At 64.7% G+C, this 19,947-nt stretch carries 12 protein-coding genes; 6 read left to right on the top strand and 6 right to left on the bottom strand.

Going from position 1 to position 19,947, the window contains the following annotated elements; all coding sequences use genetic code 11:
* The first annotated feature begins 3 nt into the window (after positions 1 to 3).
* The 6 genes from VL752_RS13580 (at position 4) to VL752_RS13555 (ending at position 13,131) form a co-directional block, all read left to right on the top strand.
* Positions 4 to 1,203 (top strand): hypothetical protein, encoded by a 1,200-nt coding sequence (locus tag VL752_RS13580; protein WP_325356114.1) that lies wholly within the window; start codon positions 4 to 6, stop codon positions 1,201 to 1,203.
* 46 nt (positions 1,204 to 1,249) lie between these two features.
* Positions 1,250 to 2,128, top strand: coding sequence for a cellulose biosynthesis protein BcsQ (bcsQ, locus tag VL752_RS13575; RefSeq protein WP_325356112.1), 879 nt, complete (start codon positions 1,250 to 1,252; stop codon positions 2,126 to 2,128).
* A gap of 27 nt (positions 2,129 to 2,155) precedes the next feature.
* On the top strand, positions 2,156 to 6,703 hold the full coding sequence (bcsA, locus tag VL752_RS13570; protein ID WP_325356110.1) for a UDP-forming cellulose synthase catalytic subunit: 4,548 nt from the start codon (positions 2,156 to 2,158) through the stop codon (positions 6,701 to 6,703).
* Complete coding sequence (locus VL752_RS13565) at positions 6,700 to 10,584, top strand: cellulose synthase subunit BcsC-related outer membrane protein (RefSeq protein WP_325356108.1); 3,885 nt, start codon at positions 6,700 to 6,702, stop codon at positions 10,582 to 10,584. The genes bcsA and VL752_RS13565 overlap by 4 nt, the downstream gene beginning before the upstream one ends.
* Positions 10,585 to 10,672: 88 nt before the next feature.
* Positions 10,673 to 11,179 (top strand): cellulose biosynthesis protein BcsD, encoded by a 507-nt coding sequence (gene bcsD, locus VL752_RS13560; protein ID WP_325356106.1) that lies wholly within the window; start codon positions 10,673 to 10,675, stop codon positions 11,177 to 11,179.
* A 62-nt stretch (positions 11,180 to 11,241) separates the two neighbouring features.
* Positions 11,242 to 13,131: a glycosyltransferase family 2 protein gene (locus VL752_RS13555; protein ID WP_325356104.1), complete on the top strand. Its 1,890-nt coding sequence runs from the start codon at positions 11,242 to 11,244 to the stop codon at positions 13,129 to 13,131.
* A 10-nt stretch (positions 13,132 to 13,141) separates the two neighbouring features.
* Here the strand turns inward: VL752_RS13555 and VL752_RS13550 are convergent, their stop codons facing one another.
* The 6 genes from VL752_RS13550 to VL752_RS13525 all read right to left on the bottom strand — a co-directional run.
* On the bottom strand, positions 13,142 to 15,076 hold the full coding sequence (locus VL752_RS13550; RefSeq protein ID WP_325356102.1) for a glycosyltransferase family 2 protein: 1,935 nt from the start codon (positions 15,074 to 15,076) through the stop codon (positions 13,142 to 13,144).
* On the bottom strand, positions 15,076 to 16,110 hold the full coding sequence (locus VL752_RS13545) for a hypothetical protein (RefSeq protein ID WP_325356100.1): 1,035 nt from the start codon (positions 16,108 to 16,110) through the stop codon (positions 15,076 to 15,078). The genes VL752_RS13550 and VL752_RS13545 overlap by 1 nt, the downstream gene beginning before the upstream one ends.
* Positions 16,111 to 16,159: 49 nt before the next feature.
* A complete protein-coding gene (locus tag VL752_RS13540; protein ID WP_325356098.1) occupies positions 16,160 to 17,026 on the bottom strand; it encodes a glycosyltransferase family 2 protein in 867 nt (288 codons plus the stop codon).
* Between the two features lie 132 nt (positions 17,027 to 17,158).
* Complete coding sequence (locus tag VL752_RS13535; protein WP_325356096.1) at positions 17,159 to 18,115, bottom strand: acetyl-CoA carboxylase carboxyltransferase subunit alpha; 957 nt, start codon at positions 18,113 to 18,115, stop codon at positions 17,159 to 17,161.
* 94 nt (positions 18,116 to 18,209) lie between these two features.
* The gene (locus VL752_RS13530) at positions 18,210 to 18,998 is read right to left on the bottom strand and encodes an ABC transporter ATP-binding protein (protein ID WP_325356094.1); all 789 of its coding nucleotides are present in this window, start codon (positions 18,996 to 18,998) and stop codon (positions 18,210 to 18,212) included.
* A gap of 6 nt (positions 18,999 to 19,004) precedes the next feature.
* Positions 19,005 to 19,947: ABC transporter permease (locus VL752_RS13525; protein WP_325356092.1), on the bottom strand; the 943-nt coding region annotated here is incomplete at its 5' end.

Raw genomic sequence — 19,947 nt, 5'->3', positions numbered from 1 at the left:
GCCGTGACGAAGTCGCAGTCCGACGTTGACAAGGTGATGGCCGCTTTCGGTGCTTCGCCGATCAAGTACCGGGCAAGCCAGGAACGCACGGCCGCGCCAGGCGGGCTCGTCGCGGACATTTCCGCCCGGCTGGCGCAGGGCGAACGGGCGGGCACGCCCAAGGAACGGATCAATCCGAGTGCCGGCGGGCCGATGCGCGAGATCTTTCCGCTGATCGCGCGGGCCGTGCCGCAGGCGGCCGATCTCTCGGTCAACGCGGTGAAGCGCCCAGGCGACCAGCTGCCGGAGGCATTGAAGGCGCAGGAGACGGCAGAAGCGGAAGCGGCTGCTGAACAGGCTTTCGCCGCTCGCCTGCGCGGCGAAGCGGCCACAGCCCAGGCTGCGAGTGAGGCGGCAGCGGCCGCCGCTGCCGCCCATCCGGTGCCCCCGCCGATGCCCGAGCCGATGACGCCCGCCGCTCCCCCGGTGATGGCAGCGGCGGCACCCGTCGCGGAAGAACTCTTCGTCCCTGCCATGCCGCCGCAGCCTTTGCGCAGCCATGCCGATCTCATCCGCGCGATCGGGACCGAGCGGGCCGCCAAAGCGGCACCCGCGCCCGCCGCGCAACCGGCCGCTGCCGTCCCGGCCATGCAGGCAGTCCCTCCGCCACCGCCGCAGATGCCGGCTGCCGCGGCCCAGCCACCCGTTGTGCCAGCTGCCCAGCCTGCGCCCTTGCCCGTAGCGCCGGACGCCTATCCGGCTCCCCAAGCCTATCCGCAGCCTGCCGCCGTGGCGCCGCCTCCAGGCTACGGCTATCCGCCTGCCATGGGCTATCCGCCCGCCATGGGCTGGCCGATGCCGCCGGGCTACCCGCCACCCGGCTACGGCTATCCGCCAGCCTATCCGCCCAGCTATGGCATGCCCCCTCAACAACCCTATCCCTACGGCTATCCGCCGCCCGCCTATGGCGGCTATCCGCCACCGATGCCGCCCGGTGCCTATCCGCAATATCAGGCACCTCAGCCGGCCGCACCTCAGCCGGCCGCACCTCAGCCGGCCGCACCCGAGTCTGCTGCCCCGCCGCCAACCGCGCCTCAGCCGGCCGCGCCTCAGCCGGCCGCGCCTCCGCCGCCCTCCGCACCCCAGCCCCCCGCAAGCCTGTCCGACATCTTTGCGGCGATGCAGAGCAGCCAGCACCGCCGCGACAAGGATGGCGACTCGTGACTGCGGCTGCGTCGCACCGCCCGATCCACGGGCAAGGGGGCTGCCGATGCCCCTGATCGCCTTCGTCTCTCCCAAGGGCGGCGTGGGCAAGACCACCCTCGCGGCCAATACCGCCCATGAGTTCGCCCGACGCGGCCATCGCGTGGTGGCGCTCGACCTCGATCCACAGAATGCCCTCGGCATGCATTTCGGTGCCGATCCCTACGAGCGCGCCGGGTTCATCACCACCCTCAAGACCGCACCCGATCCGCGGCGCGCCTGGCAGTCGACCCTGCAGCGATCGCCCTCGGGCATCGCCCTGCTCCCGCATGGCCACGCAAGTTTCGCCCAGAGTTTTGCGATCAATTCCGATCTCGCAGAGAAGCCGGCCCTTCTCCTAGAGCCTCTGCGGGACATTCTGCAGGACCCCGAGATCGTCATGATCGTCGACACCCCGCCCGGCCCCGGAATCGCTGCCTCGATCCTTACCAGTCTGATCGACTTCATGGTCGTCGTCCTGCTGTCGGATGCCGCCTCCGTCGTCCAGCTACCCAAGATCGACAGCCAGGGCCTCTATCGCACCGTCTCGGGAACGCCGTTTCCGGCAGCCCAAATCGGCTTCGTCGTCAATCAGATCGACATGCGCAGCCGCCTCTCGCGTGCGGCGGCGGATGCGGCGGAGCGCCATCTCGAAGGGCGGCTGCTCGGCCGCGTCTATCGCGACGAGCATGTGCCCGAAGCGCTCGCCCGCCAGACCTCCGTGATGGGCTATGCCCCGGGCAGCAAGGCGGCGCAGGACATGGATGCGATCGCGGACAAAATCATCGCGGCCTCGACGGGATCGGAGGCGCCACGCGCCGCCGCGGCGCCTGGCAGTGGCGTCGAGACCTCGGCCGCCGGAGCCCAAGAAGCACCGGCACCCAGTGCCACAGCCGCCAACAGTTAACGATTAGAAGAGGTCGGCAGCAGAAGAATGAGGGAGGTTCTCAGCAACAGGGTGGGCGCGCTCATCTGCCTCTTCGTGGGCGTCGCGATGCTCGCGTCCATCGCGACGGTTCCCCTCACGGTCGGCCAGCAGGCTGCCGTCGGCATCTCCACAGCTGTTCTGTTCCTGATTGCAAATCGTTTTGACGACCGGCGCGTCACCCTCTTCCTCTCCATTCTCTCGCTTGCGATGTCCTCCCGCTACATCTACTGGCGCGCAACCGAGACGCTGACATTCCAGACGACGGTGCAGCTCGTTCTCGGCTCGCTGCTCGTGATGGCGGAACTCTACGCGGTCGTCGTGCTTGTGCTCGGCTATATCCAGACAGCCTGGCCGCTCAGCCGCAAGCCGGTGCCCCTGCCGGAAGCGCCCGAAGAATGGCCGACGGTCGACGTCTATATTCCGACCTACAACGAATCCATGGACGTTGTTCGCGCGACTGTGCTCGCCTGCCGCGCCCTCGACTATCCGGTGGACAAGTTCCGCGTCTACATCCTCGACGACGGCAAGCGCGACGAGTTCCGCCGCTTCGCCGCCGAAGCCGGCGTCGGCTATCTCATCCGGCCCAACAACCATCACGCCAAGGCCGGCAACCTCAACCACGCGATGACCGTCACGAAGGGTGAGTTCATCACCATCTTCGATTGCGACCATATTCCCGTACGCGCCTTCCTCCAGCTGACGGTCGGCTGGCTGGTGCGGGAAAAGAACCTCGCCATGGTGCAGACGCCGCACCATTTCTATTCGCCCGATCCCTTCCAGCGGAATCTCGCCGCCGGCATGCGCGTCCCGCCCGAAGGCAACCTGTTTTACGGCCTGCTGCAGGATGGCAACGACTACTGGGACGCGACCTTCTTCTGCGGCTCCTGCGCCGTGATCCGCCGTGCCGCCCTCGAGAGCATCGGCGGCTTCGCGACCGAGACCGTGACCGAAGACGCGCATACCATGCTGAAGCTGCACCGCCGCGGCTGGAACTCGGGCTATCTGAAGATCCCGCTCGCCGCCGGCCTCGCGACCGAGCGGCTCATCCTGCATATCGGCCAGCGCATCCGCTGGGCGCGCGGCATGATGCAGATCTTCCGGCTCGACAATCCGCTGATGGGGCCCGGCCTGCAGATCGGCCAGCGGCTTTGCTACCTCAACGCGATGGTGCATTTCTTCTTTGGCATCCCGCGCCTCATCTTCCTTATCTCGCCGCTCGCCTATCTGCTCCTGTTCCAGAACATGATCGCGGCGTCGCCCTTCGCGATCGCGGCCTATGCGATACCGCACATCTTCCACTCGGTCGCGACCGCATCCCGCATCCAGCGGAACTGGCGCCACTCCTTCTGGAGCGAGATCTACGAGACCGTGCTCGCCCTCTTCCTCGTGCGCGTGACGATCGTGACCATGATGAGCCCCCGCCGGGGCAAGTTCAACGTGACGGAGAAAGGTGGCACGCTCTCGCGCGGATTCTTCGACCTGCGCGCGGTCTACCCGAACCTCATCTGCTCGGCCTTCATCATACTCGGCATCCTGCGCGGCGTCTTCAGCATGATCTTCTGGAAGACGACGACACTGGAATTCCAGGCGCTGCTGCTCAACACCATCTGGGCCACCATCAGCCTGCTCATTCTGCTCGCCGCGCTGGCCGTCGGCCGCGAAAGGCAACAGCTGCGCGGCCGCGCCCGCGTGCGCGTCGATCTGCCTGCCATCGTTCATCTCGCCGACGGCCGCGTGCTCACCGGCCGGGTGCAGAACCTCTCGCAGAGCGGCGCGCGCACGCTGATCGACCGACCGGAGGACATGCCGGACGACTCCGAGGTCCTGCTCGAAATTCCGCTGCCCAGCGGCTCCGCGCTGATCCCCTCCCGCTATCTCCGCTGGAACGAAAAAGAAATGCTGTTGAACTTCGAGCCGAAGACGCTGGATGACGAGGCAGCCATCATCCAGAGCGTGTTCGGCCGCGCGGATGCCTGGGTGGACTGGACCGACTTCCCCAAGGACCAGCCGCTCGTCAGCCTCTGGCGCGTGCTGCAGTCGATCGGCGGCCTCTTCCGCCGACCGAGCAACGACGTGCGACCGAATTTGGCGGAGCAGGCGCAGATCGAGGAGACCATCCGCTCCTCCCTCGCCCGCACCAACGTAGGCATGGATCAGGGCCAGGGCAGTACAGGCCGGACCGCGGCCCTCGTCTTCTTCCTCGTGCTGGCGACACCCTTCCTCGCCCATGCGCAGACAACGGTGCGGCCGATTCCCCAGTCGAATGCGGCGGGCTCGGTGCCGCTGCCCAATATCGAGGTGCCCAGCCCCGCCACCCCGAACGCTGCTGGCAATGCGGCGAATGCCGCTGCGGCCGCGACCGCCCCGGCGGCCCAGACCCCGGTTCAAACCCCGGTCCAAGCCTCCGCCGGCGATGCCGCGTCTGCCACTTCGGTCGAGAACGTGACCCTTTCGCTCAAGGAACTCGGGGCTACCAGCCAGCTCGCGCTGCGCGGCACGAGCTCGCTCCAAGGCGTCCATTTCGGCGTGCGCTCGGACGAAGTCGTGACCAACGCGACGCTGCACCTTACGGGCGCCATCTCGCCCGCGCTGCTGCCCGATCTCAGCAACATCACGGTGACGCTGAACGACCAGTATGTCGGCACCATTCCGGTGACCGCACATCAGTCGAATTTCACCGTCTCGATGCCGATCAACCCGGTCTTCTTCCAGAGCGCGAATGCCCTGAACTTCCGCCTGACAGGCGCCTATACGACCCAGTGCAACGATCTGCTGAGCGGCCTCATCTGGGGTACCGTCTATAACAGCTCAACGATCACCATGACGGTGCAGCACCTGCCGCCGCAGCGCGACCTCGCGCAGCTGCCGCTGCCCTTCCTGGACCAGCATGACAACCGGCCGCTGCTGCTGCCCTTCGTCGTTCCAGCCCAGGCCGATGACGACACCCTGCACGCTGCCGGCATCGTCGCCTCGTGGTTCGGCCAACTCGCCGATTTCCGGGGTGCCAGCTTCCCCGTCTCATCCACGCCGCCGACGGGCAATGCGGTCATGATCGTTACCGGCAACAGCAGCAGCATCCCGGGTCTGCCGGCGATCAACGGACCGGGCGTGGCCCTGGTCCCGAACCCCTCCGACGCCCTGGGCACGCTGCTCGTCATCTACGGGCGCGACGGGCAGGAGGCGGTCCAGGCCGCGACCGCGCTCGCCCTCGGTTACCGCACTATGGGCGGCAGCAACCTGCAGGTGACACCGCCCGAGGTGCCCCCGCGCAAGCCCTATGATGCGCCGGCCTGGATCTCCACCACCCGCCCCGTCCGCCTTGGCGCGCTGACCGACGTCCGCAATCTGGACGGCTCGGGCTACGATACGCTGGTTCAGGTCTCCTTCCGCGCGCCGCCTGATCTCTTCACCTGGCGCGACCGCGGCTTCCCCCTGCATGTCGCTTTCCGCGCGCCGCCGGGACCGATCGAGAACCTCGCCGTCTCCCGTCTCGACATCGGCATCAACGGCATCTACCTGCAGTCGATCCCGCTCGCGAACGCGGAGAAGAACGCCTGGTGGCGCAACTGGCTGCCCGTCTTCGGCGCGACCGGTCCGTTCCACACGGCCTATATCCCGCCCTACAACGTCTTCGGTGCCAACGCGCTGCAGTTCTTCTTTGACACTCGCCCACTGAACCGCGGCGCCTGCGTCGCCACCCCGTCCGATCCGACCCTCGGCATCGACCCCAATTCCACGATCAGCTTCGGCCGTGCCTATCATTTCGCCGAAATGCCGAACCTCGCCTATTTCGTCAGTTCGGGTTTCCCCTTCACCCGCATGGCCGATCTTTCTGATACCGCGGTCGTGCTGCCCGATACGCCGGCAAGCGGGGAAATCAGCGCCTATCTTCGCCTCATGGGACGCTTCGGCTACTGGACCGGCTATCCCGTGCTCAACCTCTCGGTCGCCCGGCCGGAGGAGGAGCCGTCGATCAAGACGCGCAATATTCTCGTCATGGGCACCGTCGCCCATCTCGGCAGCCTGACGGACATCATGCAGGACATGCCGATTTCCCTCGGCAACGGTCAGATGACCGTGAAAGTGGGTGACGACGCACTGGGCAACGTCTTCCAGATCTTCGGCAACGGCCACCGCACCGACCAGCGGCGCGCCGCGGCCACCCTCTCCGCCGCTGTCAACGAGAATACCGCCATCGTCGCGAGCGGCGCCTCCCCCTGGGGTGGCCAGCATACGGTCGTGGCGCTGCTCGCCGGAACGCCGCAGGGCCTCGACAACATCATGACGGCGGTAACCGACCCCACCATGAACCCCCTGCTGCAGGGCGATCTCAGCATCGTCTCAGGCGGCCAGGTCACCTCCTTCCGGGTCGGCCCGACCTATACGGTTGGCTGGATCCCCTTCTGGATGTGGCCGAGCTACTGGCTGCGCGATCAGCCCTTCACCATCGTCGTCGTCATGATCATCGGCTGCGTGCTGCTGACCTTCGCGGTTCATGCCATCCTACGGCGCCGGGCGCAGGTACGGCTCAAGGCTCTCGGAGAGAAGCAATGATGAGGCGTCATGCCCGCGCCGGTGCGTCGCTGATCGCGCTTGCCGCCATGGCACCGGGCGCGGCCCTCGCACAACAGGCGGCAGGCACGCCGACGCCGCTGCAGGCGCCGGCAGCACCTGCCTCTGCCACCCCGGCCCCGGCCGCCGCCGCCGTTCAGGCCGCGGCGACCGCCGCCGCGACCCCGGCACCGCCACCCTCGGCCAATGGCAGCGGAAGCGCCCTCGACGTGCTGCTGCGCCAGGCCCGCTACTGGCGCGAGCAAAATGACCCGACCCGCGCCATGACGGCGGCGACCCGCGCGCTCAAACTCTCACCCAACAACGCCGCGGCGCTCGCCATCATTGCTGAAGTGCAGGCAGGCTCGGGGAAATCCACCGAGGCGCAGCAGACCCTGGCGGTGCTGCAGAAAACCAGTCCGAACGCGCCCGAAATCCGCGACGTCCAGCAGGCCATCAAGATCGGCGCCATCAGCCCGGATGCGCTGGCCAATGCACGGCAGCTTGCGCAGCAGGGCCAGGCGCAGCAGGCGGCGGATGCCTATCGCGCTCTCTTCGGCGGCAGCACGCCGCCCGACAGCCTTGCCGTCGAATACTACCAGACACTGGGGGCCACGCCCGGCGGCTACGCCACCTCTCTCCAGGGTCTCGCTGATACCGCACGGCAGAACCCGAACAATCTGCAAGCTCAGCTTGCCTATGCCCAGGCGCTGACCTATCGCAGCGATACCCGGATGCAGGGCATCGACCGGCTGGCCGCCCTCACCCGCATTCCCTCGATCAGCGCCCGCGCGCAGGAAAGCTGGCACCAGGCGCTGGGCTGGCTGCCCGCCGACCAGAGTGCGATCAGCGCCATCAAAGCCTATCAGGCGCGCTATCCTGACGATCCGACGGTCAAGACGCTGATGGCGAATGCGCTCAACCCGCCCAACCAGGCCCCGGGAGCGCAGGAATCCAGCGAAGCCTATGACGCCTTCCACCGGGGCGACCTCACCCAGGCGCAGGCGCTGTTCCAGAAGGCACTCGCCGCCAATCCCAAGGATGCCGGGGCGACCGGCGGCCTTGGCCTCGTGCTCCTCAAGGAAGGTCGCACGGCGGAAGCGACGACGCTCATCAACCGTGCCATCGCCCTCGACCCGAAGCAGGCCCCGGGCCTGCGCCAGGCGCTGGCCGGTGCCCAGCTCGGCGGCTCCTTCGCCGCGGCCCAGTCCGCGAGCCGACGCGGCGACCTGCCCCAGGCGGAAGCCCTCTACCGCAAGCTGCTCCGCTCCCAGCCGAACAATGCCGGCATCAAGCTCGCGCTGGCCGGCGTGCTTTCGCGGGAAGGCAATCAGCCGGAGGCGAACCAGCTTCTCGCCGAAGTGCAGGCGAGCGGCGGCAGCCTCTCCGATCAGGCCCGCGCCCAGCTCCTCGCCCAGCAGGCGAAGGGCATGCCGGATGCCGCCGGACGCATCGCGCTTTACCGTTCGGCGGTGGACGCCGCACCCAACGATCCCTGGCTCCGGCTCGACCTCGCCCGCGCCCTCGTCGCCAACGGCCAGCCCGCAGATGCGCAGGGGGTCATGTCCGCTGTCACGGACGTTCCCCGCCCCAGCGCCGCGGCAGTGCAGGCCGGCATCATTTTCGCGCAGGAGACCAACAACAGCGCCGAGGCGATGGCCCTCATCCAGCACGTGCCGCGCCGAAGCCGCACGCCTGAGATGCAGGCGCTACTCGACCAAGCTGCGATCCAGGGTCAGATCACCGCCGCCGTCGCCCTCGCGTCCAGCAACCCGATGAGTGCGCGGCAGCAACTGATGGCGCTCGCCAGCCAGCGCGACCCGACAGGGGCGCGCGGCCTCGCCGTCGCCAAAGCCTTCGCCGCACTGTCGGATCCGGCGGATGCCCAGGCCGCGATCAGCGCGGCTGCCGCCATGACGCCGAATGCGGGCGGGGCGGCCCGGCTCAACTGGGCCCAGGGCCTGCTTGCCGCCGGCGATACGCCGGGGGCCAGTGCCATGCTCGCCGCCATCCCGCCGGGTTCGCTGACGGCCGATCAGCAGACCGCCCTGAACGGGTTGCAGAACGGCATCGCGGTGCGCAGCTCGGACGCGCTCAACACCGCCGGCCGCACGGCCGATGCCTATGACCAGTTGGCACCGGCGCTGGCGCGCAGCCCGACCGATCCCGCGCTCAATACCGCCCTCGCCCGGCTCTATCAGACCGCCGACCAGCCGCAGAAGGCGCTGGAGATCAACCAGCGCATCCTTGCCAACGACCCGACCAATGTCGGGGCCCGTCAGGGTGCGGTCGCGGCCGCGATCCAGCTTGGCAATTACGGCCTCGCCTCGCGCCTGGTCACCGAGAACATGACGCAGAACCCGAACGATCCGCAGAACTGGATCCTGGCGGCCAATATCGCCCAGGCACGCGGCCTGCAGGCCGATGCACTGCACGACCTGCGGCAGGCGCGCGCGCTGCGCCAGCAGCAGCTGGGCTATGCCGCCGTGCCGGGGGGCGCCAATCCCAGCTTCCAGGTGGCCGCCAATGGAGCGGCCGCCACCGTCAGCCCCGGTCCGGTCAACCCCTTCCGCAATGCGCCGGACAGTGCCGCCACGACGAGCACGGCGAGCGGCGTGCTCGCCGGTTCCGGTCTCGTCACCGACAATTCGCTCGCCGGCAGCAGCCTCGCCGCCGCCGGCACGGCTCCGGACGCTGCAGCGACCGACCCGATGATCGCCGACCTCAACACGCGCATCGAGACGATCAAGACCGCGATCGCACCCTATGTCGCCGGTTCGACCGCGCTTGAATTCCGCTCCGGTGACGCCGGAACCAGCCAGCTCGCGAATTTCGGCGTGCCGATCGAGGCAAGCTTCTCCCCCGCCGGTGTCGGCCGCATCACGCTGACGGCGACACCGACCTATCTCGACGCCGGCACGCTCGGCACCGGGATCTACGATCAGGAGCAGTTCGGCAGCGCCGTCTTCAACCAAACGCTGAAAACCTTCGGTGGCGTCACTGTGGCCGACCCGGGCACACAGACCGCAACCGGCGTGGGCCTCGACCTCGCCTACAAGGAGAAGTGGCTGAGCCTCGATGCCGGCAGCACGCCGCTCGGCTTCAAGATCACCAATTTCGTGGGCGGGATCGAGATCGCGCCGCAACTCACCGATCAGCTGACCTTCCGCCTGACGGGCGAGCGCCGCGCTGTGACCGACAGCCTCCTCGCCTATGCCGGCACCACCGATCCCGGCACCGGCACCACCTGGGGCGGCGTTACCCGCACGCGCGTCCATGGCCAGCTGGAATTCAATCCCGGCCTCGCCAATTTCTACGCCGGCGGCGGCTATGACTGGCTGCAGGGCGAGAACGTGATGAGCAATACCGAGCTCGAACTCGGCGCCGGCGGCAGCTATCCGGTCTACAAGACCCCGGCCGACGAAGTGCGCGTCGGCCTCAACCTCGTTTATTTCGGCTACGCGAAAAACGAGGATCATTTCACCCTTGGCTATGGCGGCTATTTCAGCCCGCAGACCTATGTCGCCGCCACCATTCCGGTGACATGGAGTGCGACGCGCGGCAGTCTCACCTACACGCTGGGCGGCGCCGTCGGCGTGCAGACCTTCAACGCCGATGGCGGCCAGGTCTTCCCCACCGACGCCGCGCTGCAAAGCCAGCTCGGCGTCATCTCCACCTACTATGCCTCGCAGAACGAGAATGTTCAGACGAGCTATGCGAGCCAGAACCAATCCGGCATCGTGGGCGGGTTGAACGGCAGTTTCGAATATCACCTCTCGCCGATGCTCGTGGTCGGCGGCTCTGCCGGCTACCAGAAGACCGCCAACTGGAACCAGGCCGACCTGATGGCCTTCGCCCGCTATACTTTTGCTGATTCGGAATGAGGAAACCCGCCGTGATCGCCCTCGCCCTTGCCGCCCTCTCCCCGCCGCGCGCCCCGCGCGGCCGGGCTCAGGCCTTGCGGAGGCAGGGATGAGCGCCTTGGACGAGATGCCGGCCGCGCGCGCGACGGAAGCGACGCGCAGGGGCCAGCCTGAGCTCAGGGCCCCGCGCATTGCGCCGGACTGGCGCCCATTGCTGCGGGCGCTCGCGGAGGAGTTGGACGCCATCGCCGGCGCCTCCGGGCGGGATGCGCTGCTACATGGCGTCGGCCGTCAGCTCGCCATTCAGCATCCGCTGACGGCGCAGAGTTCGACTGCCGGCCTCACCCTCGAGATGAACGAGGTCTTAAGCAATTTCGGCTGGGGCCGGGTACGCATCGCCTTCTCGGCCGCGGACGCCTGCCTGTATCTGACGCATGAGGATCTGCCGCGCATCGGCGGCCGCGGCGATCCGCCGGGCACTTGGCTCGGGGGCGTCGTCGAAGGTCTCTACGAGGGCTGGCTCGCCCAGCAACCGGGAGCGGACGCGACCTTCGCCGCGCACCGCGTGCCGGCGGTAGAGGACGGCACGGTGCTTATCCGGTATGGGAAGGAGTGAGGCGACAATATCATCCCGCAAGAGCTTGATCGGGCGTAGCCTTCCCGCCCAGTATCGTCTGTATGATACGATTTACCCACCTGCTGTCGGCTCATCGCAGTATTTTATGTGTCGGTCGACGCGACGGTATCCTCTGCGCATCTCAACAGCCGAATCCAGAAGAGCACGCTTTACTTCTTGCTTGGCGGTCGACTGCCCGACCTGATCTTATCGTTCTGATCGCCGCGGACGAAAAGTCTCTACCCTTTTCGGTGCTACCACAAAACCGGGTCAAGACAACGACGATGCTGTTCCGGGGTGTCGGAGAGCATCGACTGGCAATGATGCATCCCTTCTCTGGGCGATTTCTGACGGCGACGCCGGTCGCTGACGCGCCCCTGGTCAACAGCGCCGAACACGCTCGCTCCTGGGAATTCTTTGAGCCCATAATGGCGGACAGGCGTGTCGACTTCTCACGCGCCACGCAAGCAGCTGAACGATGGGAGCAGGTCCTGAGTGCGCCGCTGACCGCCGCACGGCTTAAGGCGCTCCTTGCCGGAGAGCCAGATGCCGGTGACCTGTTAAACGCTCTGCTGCCCATTCTTTCGACGGCCCTAATCGACGCCATAGCCGAGGCTGCACTGACGGACGATGCACTCTCGGCCATGATCGCGCATGCCTTCCCGACGGATGTTTGGGCACGCGATGCTCTCCCTGCTCTTGCCGCATGGCAACGAAAGAGCGGGGGCACATCGTTGGCGCGAGCGGATTCCGCGCCTGTCGCCGAGCCGACCGGTTCGACGGTGAGAAACATCGGCCCCGAGCTGGACGACCTCGGCCGCGTCGGGCTGACGGGGGGATATAGCTCCTTCGCGCATGGATGTAATTTGCGGGCCCGGCGACTGATCAAGCCACGCCGGAAAATTGCGATGCTTGCAACTGCTCGCAACGAAGGTATCTATCTTCTCGAGTGGATTGCCTATCATCGTTGCCTCGGCGTTGAAGGCTTCTACATTTACAGTAATGATAACGACGACGGTTCCGACGATCTTCTCCGGGCACTTGCTGAAGCGGGTGTCATTACCTGGATCGACAATCGTTTGGATCGCACAACTGGCCATGCGCAATTCAAGGCCTATGGGCATGCGCTCGGCTTTATGCCTGATATTCTCGACTTTGAGTGGACCCTGGTCATCGACCTGGACGAGCTTTTCGTTTTGGATCGTGGGACATTCCCGACGATCGGAGACTACTGTGACTGGCAGAGCGATCGAGGAGCTGAGAGCGTGTCGATCAGCTGGGCCTTCCTCAAATCTGAGGAAATTCCGCTGCGCAGCGGCCTGCCGCTTTCTCATCGCAATCAGCGACTTCTAACCGAGCGCCAGATGGGAGAAGGGGTCAGGCTGGTCAAGTCCATGTCTCGAACCAACCGGGTCTGCCACTCCGAAGCGCATGTTGCTTTTACCGATGAACGCAGCGCACTCGCCCGATTTAATGGCGCGGGCCGGGAACACTCCTGGCACACAGGGGCGCGAGGCTTTGGCCATTCGCCCAAGTTCGCCGATGCAGTTATAGAGCGTCCGGCGATGGTCTATCACTACATCTACAAATCAGCTGATGAATGGCTGTGGAAGAACGCCCGCAATCCGGGCGGCCACGCCATCACCAGTAATACCGAGATCAAACCGATGGACCCTGCCAGGGCGAAGAGCTTCATGACGCAGTATGAAGCGACCGATTTGCAAATCACCCGGCGTGCGGCACTCTGCGCCCCTGGCCAAGTGGATGAGATTAAGGCCCTGAAGCGCCTGCCCCGCATCGCCGAGATCGATGAGCGACTGAGGCAGCGTTACGCCGAGAAGTTGGCTATGCTGAAGACCCTCTATGGAAACTCTGAGATCGTCGCCGCTTGGCCCGAGGAGGCAAAGCGGTTTCTGGATGTTGCAAAAATACAGTCGACAGCGGCCGTCTGAAAGAAGACTCTCAGCCTGAGAATGGCCGCATGAAGGTCTTTCCAACATCGCCTGCATCGGCAATCGCGGATGAGGACATTGCGGCCTCGACCATCCTCTCGTGGCTCTGTTCGTACCACGCTCTAATCGCTCGTTCTGCTTGAGCGACACCGGGCAATGCCCGTAACCTTTGCACTTCTGCTTCAAGGCGGAGGTCGAACTGGCCTGGAGGGCGAATATCGGCCACGCGCTCCGTGCTTTCCAAAAAGGCGTTCAAAAAGTGCTTCGTCAAAGACGGAAAGGTGAGGTCGGTCGTCAGAGCCGCATCTCCACGCGAGCGGGAGAATTTGCGTAGGAACTCTTCGTTCGATTTGAAAAAATAATGCGCGATCCAACCCATGTGAATAGTAGGGTTCAGCGACTGTCCTCTGCCCCTCGCAGGATCGAAGCTAAATAGCTCACCTGATGGCGTCACCACAACACGAGGCTTAGCCAGAAACGAAATTGGCGAATGGGGCGTCGACATAACATAGCGATTGGTGCGAAAGAACGATTTCACAAGGGGACTGACATGGCACCCGGCGCTAGCGAGATTGCGGCGAAAGGGAAAGCGCTGCCGCATCGATGCATCTCGCCATACCGTTTCGCCATTGGATCCCATGACCAGCCAACTGAAGCATATGGCATCCAAAGTCAGGCACTCGCACCAGTCGAGATAATCTGCCAGTGAGCCGAATATCGACCAGTCGAACTCTAGAAACTCGTCGAGATCGACGACGAGGGACCATTCGTAGTCGAGCACGTGCGGATCGAGCTGAAGTGCATGGGCGTAGGCTTTGGGTTGCGGTCGTCGGCCCTGGTTCAGGACATTGTCCGTCCAGACGATCTCACCCGCCTGAGCAAGGCGCCGCAGCAACGCATCTGAGCCGTCCTCATTGTCATTGCTATAGATAAAGATTTCATCGAATCCGACGGCCTTGTAGTGTGCAACCCATTCGACAATGGCTCGCCCCTCGTTGCGAGCCGTCGCGATCACGCAAGCGCGTTGCCGAGGACGGGTGATCTGCCGCAATGCCATAGTACAGGCATGAGGCAATGAACCAAAGCTGCCATTGGCATCATCTAGTTTGTCGAATTCAGGGCCAAGCTTCTTGATCCGAGGAGTATTTCCCGGTTTGTCAGGCCGGTGCTCAGACGACTGCTCCCGCCGACCGAACGTTGGTATCAGGTGGCGAAGTGCAATGCCACGAAATGGACTAGCCTTGGTTGGGGAGCCTTGTTCCATCCGTTGCTCAATCCAGTCACACAGACCGGGCAGCCCGTGGCTCGCCGAGAGATCGTCTGGATAGAGTTCGGCAAAACGTTGCCTCATCCACCCTTGACGCTGGCATTCCTCGGCGAGCGCCGTTAGCAGCTGATTTGGAAGAACGAATCCAACTGCGTTGAGGATATCTCGTCCAAGGGCGTTTTCCGGTAATTCCGCCAGCAATGCAGCAATCCCAGCCAGACTCTTCGGCTGCGCATGGAAACGTTCCAGAAAAGGCGCGGCCTCGGCAAGCGATCTCGGAACCACCGCTTGATCGCAGAAAGCCGCCGTGAACCGTTCCCAGCCTTTCGGTTCTTTCACCGAAAAAAGCACATGACCTGCCGCATCATCATGACCAGGCCGTGCCGCAACGGCAAAAAGGTTAGAGCGCGGCGAATATAGGCAGAAACTGTCCGAACTGGTTCTGGATAGGTTGACCGGCACGAATTGGCCGACCGTCTCTTGCGGCCGCAATGCCGGCACCCGACCTTCCGGCAGACATGCCGTCAAATAAAGCTGCCGCGCATTCTCGTCCGGGTGATAGGCAAAAACCGACACATTGCCGGGCAAGCCCATGCGCCCGTTCGTGATATGGCCGGTTGCCTCTTCAGCCATCACAGGAAGACCATGCGCGGACATCAGCTTTAGAAAACGTCCCATCAAACCGGTCGCCCGGCCGGGTCACCCGGCAGGTACCCGCCAGTTGGGAAGGGAATATCGACCCCGAAATCAATCAAGCTCACTGTCTCTGCCAATGCTGCGATGCGCGGCTTGGTCATGATGATGCGCTTCGCCCCCCCGAGAAAGGAAGACCAAGTAGCGAAAGTGCTGGGAGGGCCGACCACGTAGTCGCAACGCCCCATGGTCACGAAATCGTCGAGAAAGGCTGCCCGGCGGTAGAAGGCCGGTAAACCCGCAAAATCTCCGTCGCTCCACTGCATTTCGGAGAAGATGTAGAAAACATGGTCGCGACCTGCCAGGCTCTGGTGCAGGTGCCGCATGATCGATCGGTAATCCTCGATCTCGTAAAAATACGCACCACCGTGCCAGTTGCGTGAATCGCTCTGACGAATGTGAATGCCGATCTTCACGTGTCCCGCATGTGTCTGCATATGTTGGGCACGCTCAATACATTGATCTTCACGTAACTGGCCAAGATGAATGCGCAATGCCTCGCCATAGGGAGCAGCCTGTCGCATGTCGGTATATTGATTCCAGAAAGCGCCAGGCAAAATCAGGCCATTGCCCAGCCGACAGAAGGCTGCGGCGCGGCGCTCCATTTCATCGTCAGACCAGTCCCGGATATGCATGAGGTAATGGTAGGGAAGAAAAAGCGACAGACCTGTCGCCTGGGAGAATCCACTCAACTCGACAAAGTCAGTCGTTACGACTTGGCGGTCAAAGCCTGGGTAATAGTCTTCGAAATAGCCGTTGATCTGCGTCTTGAGAGTGGCAATCTTGTCAGCCTCAAGACGATTTTCGGGATCATGGACAGAGCGGGACCGGCCCGGATCCGCGAAGATTTCGCAATGGGCGTCAATGTTCGGGTAGATGGTAGGAATATCGTTGCGCAGAGAGAAAACAACCATATTAGCCAAGCTGCTGAGACAGTTGCCCAGAAAGGCCCCTTCCCAGCCGAACAGAAACGGTGTGGTGCCAAATGGGTTCGGCAGGCAGGATTTTGGCTTAACCATAGGGTGCTCAACGCTCTGATCTGGGCGGAATCAACGTCAGGCTATGGCATTATATGACCGAAAGTGACTCTGCACGCCATGCTTGCATGATCATGCGATCAGTCCCGGTCCATCGCCGCGCACTGTCATCGAACACCTCATTGCGGTCGTGATGGATCCAGTCCTGTTCCGACCGCCAAAAGACATCCCGCAGTCGCGATAGGCGCATCTTCTCCTCCCACCGTCCCCGCCAGCGGCAGAAATAGTGGTTGATTCGCCATTCATCGAGGCAGGGAGCATTTTCGGTATAGGCGAAAGGTGGCACGGCACCGCCATATTCCTCCGTCCGCCAGCGGATTTCCTCGCCCGCCGCATTGACGTAAGGCGCGTCAAGTAAAAAGCCGTGAACGTGATGTACGCCTCTAGTGAAGTGCGGCCGGATGATGGACTTGATATGCCGGTTGACGACAAAACTATTCTCGGCGCGGCGCAGGAAATTCTCCTGGATCAGGCCGAGTGGACGCGTCTCATGGCCTGAACTGCCGAAAATCGCCCAGTTCAGGCCGATGGCGCAGTGGTTCTCGTGCCGCATTAGAAAGTCGCTGAAGCGCTCGGTAGCTCCGGCCGCATCACGACGGCCATTGCCGATGAATTCATCCGCATCCATGAAGGCGCACCAGTCAACATTTTCGGTGCGCATGAGTTCCAGACCCGCCGCGAAAGCCGCCTTCTGCGGCTCCCCCGAAGGCGGGTTCCAGGATTGAATGGTGACACCAGGCTCCTGCCGCGCGATCGCCTCGACACGAGCGCGCGTGTCGTCCTCGCTGCCATTGTCGAAGATATGGATGCGCGCGATGCCGAGGGCGAGATGATGGGCGAGCCATTCCTCGATGATATCGGCCTCGTCCCTGACGCAGGTAACGGCGGCAATCGTCATGCAGTCACGCTCCCCGCCCCCGATCCGCCACCGCGCGTCGCCGCAGCCTTCCATGAAGCGGCGCCACCCGCAACCCTGGCGCCAAGCCGCCCCCGGGCCGGATTTCCTGGCAAGAGCTTCGGGCCGCAGGCCTCAGGCGAGCCCCTCACGCCCCATGGCGAGGAACTTTTCCCGCCGGCGCGCCTTGAGCGCCTCCGGCGTCTGGGTGAGGAGCGGCGCCAGGGCATGGCCGATTGCCTCGCCCACCGCCGTCATCGTCTCCTCCGGCGCGCGATGCGCGCCGCCCAGCGGCTCAGGGATCACGGCGTCGATGAGGTCGAAGCGGCGCAGGTCATCCGCCGTGAGTTTCAACGCCTCGGCCGCCATCGGCGCGGCGGCGGCGTCGCGCCACAGAATCGAGGCGCAGCCCTCGGGCGAAATCACGGAATAGATGGAATGCTCCAGCATCAGCACACGGTCAGCGGCACCAAGCGCGATGGCGCCGCCCGAGCCGCCCTCGCCGATCACCGTCGCGATGAAGGGCACGGGTGCGGCAAGTCCCGCCTCAATGGCGCGCGCGATGGCCTCGGCCTGGCCGCGCGCCTCGGCATCCACGCCAGGATAGGCGCCGGACGTGTCAATGAAGCTCAAGATGGGCAGTTTGAAATGCCCCGCCAGTTCCACGAGGCGGTGCACCTTGCGGTAGCCCTCGGGCCGGGCGCTGCCGAAGTTATGCTTGATGCGGCTTTCCGTGTCGGTACCCTTCTCGGTCCCCAGCACCATCACCGGATGCCCTTGGAAACGGCCGATGCCGCCGACGATCGCCGCATCCTCGGCGAAGGCGCGGTCGCCGCCGAGCGGCGTGAACTCGGCAATCAGCGCCGCGATATAGGAGAGCGCGCGGGGCCGATCCGGGTGGCGGGCGACCAGCGTCTTCTGCCAAGGCGAGAGCTTGGCATAAAGGGTGCGGAGCTGGCGGTCGGCCTTCTCGGACAGGCGCGCGACCTCGTCGGCGATGCTCAAGCCCTCGGGGCCGGGCATCCGCCTCAACTCGTCGATCTTGTTCTCGAGTTCGGCGAGAGGCTTCTCGAAATCCAGGAAGTTGCGCATGGGGCTGTGCTTAGCGGAATTTTCTCGGGGGGCAAGAGCCGGAGGCCGGAAAGGCCGGAGGAAAGACGCCGGAGCCGTCTGCCGCCACGGCAGATCAGCCCAAAGCGGCTTCCGGGAAGAGGGCGCTGGCATCGGCCCCGCCGGAAAAGGCGTCCATCACCTCGTCCGTGGGTCCGTCGGCGCGCACGCGCCCATCCTCGAGCCAGATGACGCGGGTGCACCAGGAGCGGACGATGTCGTTCATATGGGTGGAGAGGACGAGGATATCGGCACCGCGCACCATGGTCTCCAGGCGCTCGCGCGCCTTCTCCCGAAAGGAGGCGTCCCCCGCCAGGAACCATTCGTCCATCAGCAACACCTGGGGACGGATCGCCGTCGCCATGGCGAAGGCGAGGCGGATGACCATGCCGGAGCTATAGATGCGCGTCGGCAGGTCGAAGAAATCGCCGAGTTCGGCAAAGCTCCGCACATCTTCCTGCAAGGCCTCCACGGCCTCATGGCCCATGCGGTGATAGCGGCCGCGCAGCGCGACATTCTCCCGCCCGGTGAGTTCGGGATTCATGCCCTGGTTGGGGTCGAGCAGCGCATTGAGCGTGCCCTGGATGCGCACGCTGCCCGCGACCGGCTCATAGACGCCGGCGAGCGCCCGCAGCAGCGTCGTCTTGCCGGCCCCGTTATGGCCGACGAGGCCGAGCCGCTCGCCGGGCTGCAGGTCGAAGCAGACATCCTGCAACGCCTGCACCACCAGCCGGTGCTGAGCGTTCTCCTGCAGGCGCCGGCGGCCGGTGGCGCGGGCGAGCAGGCTCTTTTTCAGGCTGCGGGCCTGGCCGTGATAGACGGGAAAATGAATATGGAGGTTCTGCACCTCGATGCGCGCTGCCATGGTCATTTACACCCAGAAGGCGATGCGGTGGCGCACGCGCATGAAGAGCAGCCAGCCGAGGAGGCAGAGCACGGCGGAGAAGCCGAGCGCGCTGATATAGGTCTCCCGCGAGGGCAGTTGGCCGAGCAGCGGCGCGCGCAGCACTTCGAGGATGCTGTAGAAGGGATCGTAGAGCAGGAAACGGCTGTGCTGGCCGAGCATGCCGGGCTTGAACATCACGCCCGAGACGTAGAAGGCGATCTGCATGACGCTGCCGACGATGGGCGGGATGTCGCGGAACCGGGCGCAGAGCGCGCCGAGCATGAGGCAGACCGCTGCCCCATCCACCATCCACAGCGCGAGCGCCGGGATCGCGGCGAAACCGGCCCAGGTCACCGGCGTCTGGAAGGCCACGAAGACCACCACGATGACGATGATATTATGGGCGAAGATCAGCAGGTTGCGGGCCAGCAGCTGATAGATATAGAGCGAGAAGGGCACCCGCATGGAGCGGATCATGCTCTCCGACTGGGTGAAGACGGTCGACCCGTCGTTCACGATGCCGGCGAGGAAGCTCCACAGTGTCAGCGACAGCGCGAGGAAGGGCAGGTAGTCGCGGATTGGCGTCTTGAAGAGATAGGCGTAGACGAAACCCAGCGTCCCCACCATCACCGCAGTCGACAGCGTGAGCCAGAGCGGACCGAGCACCGAGCCCCGATAGCGCAGCCGGATGTCAAGCCAGCTCAGCATCAGGGCGAGGCGCCAGAGGCTGAGACCGCGCAGCACGTCCTGCACGGCCATCGCGTTACGGGCCCGGAAACCGAGACCATGGCGCAGATCGATGGCGAAGCCCTGGTCGGCTTCGACGGAGATCAAAGTCTGAGAACCCGAAATGGCATTCATGTGCGGCGCCGATAGCCGATCCGCCCCCGCGCTGCAACCGCACTCTTGGGCCAGCTGCCGCGCAGGC

Origin of the sequence: Acidisoma sp. (assembly GCF_035492295.1) — a bacterium.
In the GTDB taxonomy this organism is placed as follows: domain Bacteria; phylum Pseudomonadota; class Alphaproteobacteria; order Acetobacterales; family Acetobacteraceae; genus Acidisoma.
The sequence above is the reverse complement of the archived record's forward strand: the minus strand, read 5'-3'. Positions and strand labels throughout refer to the sequence as shown.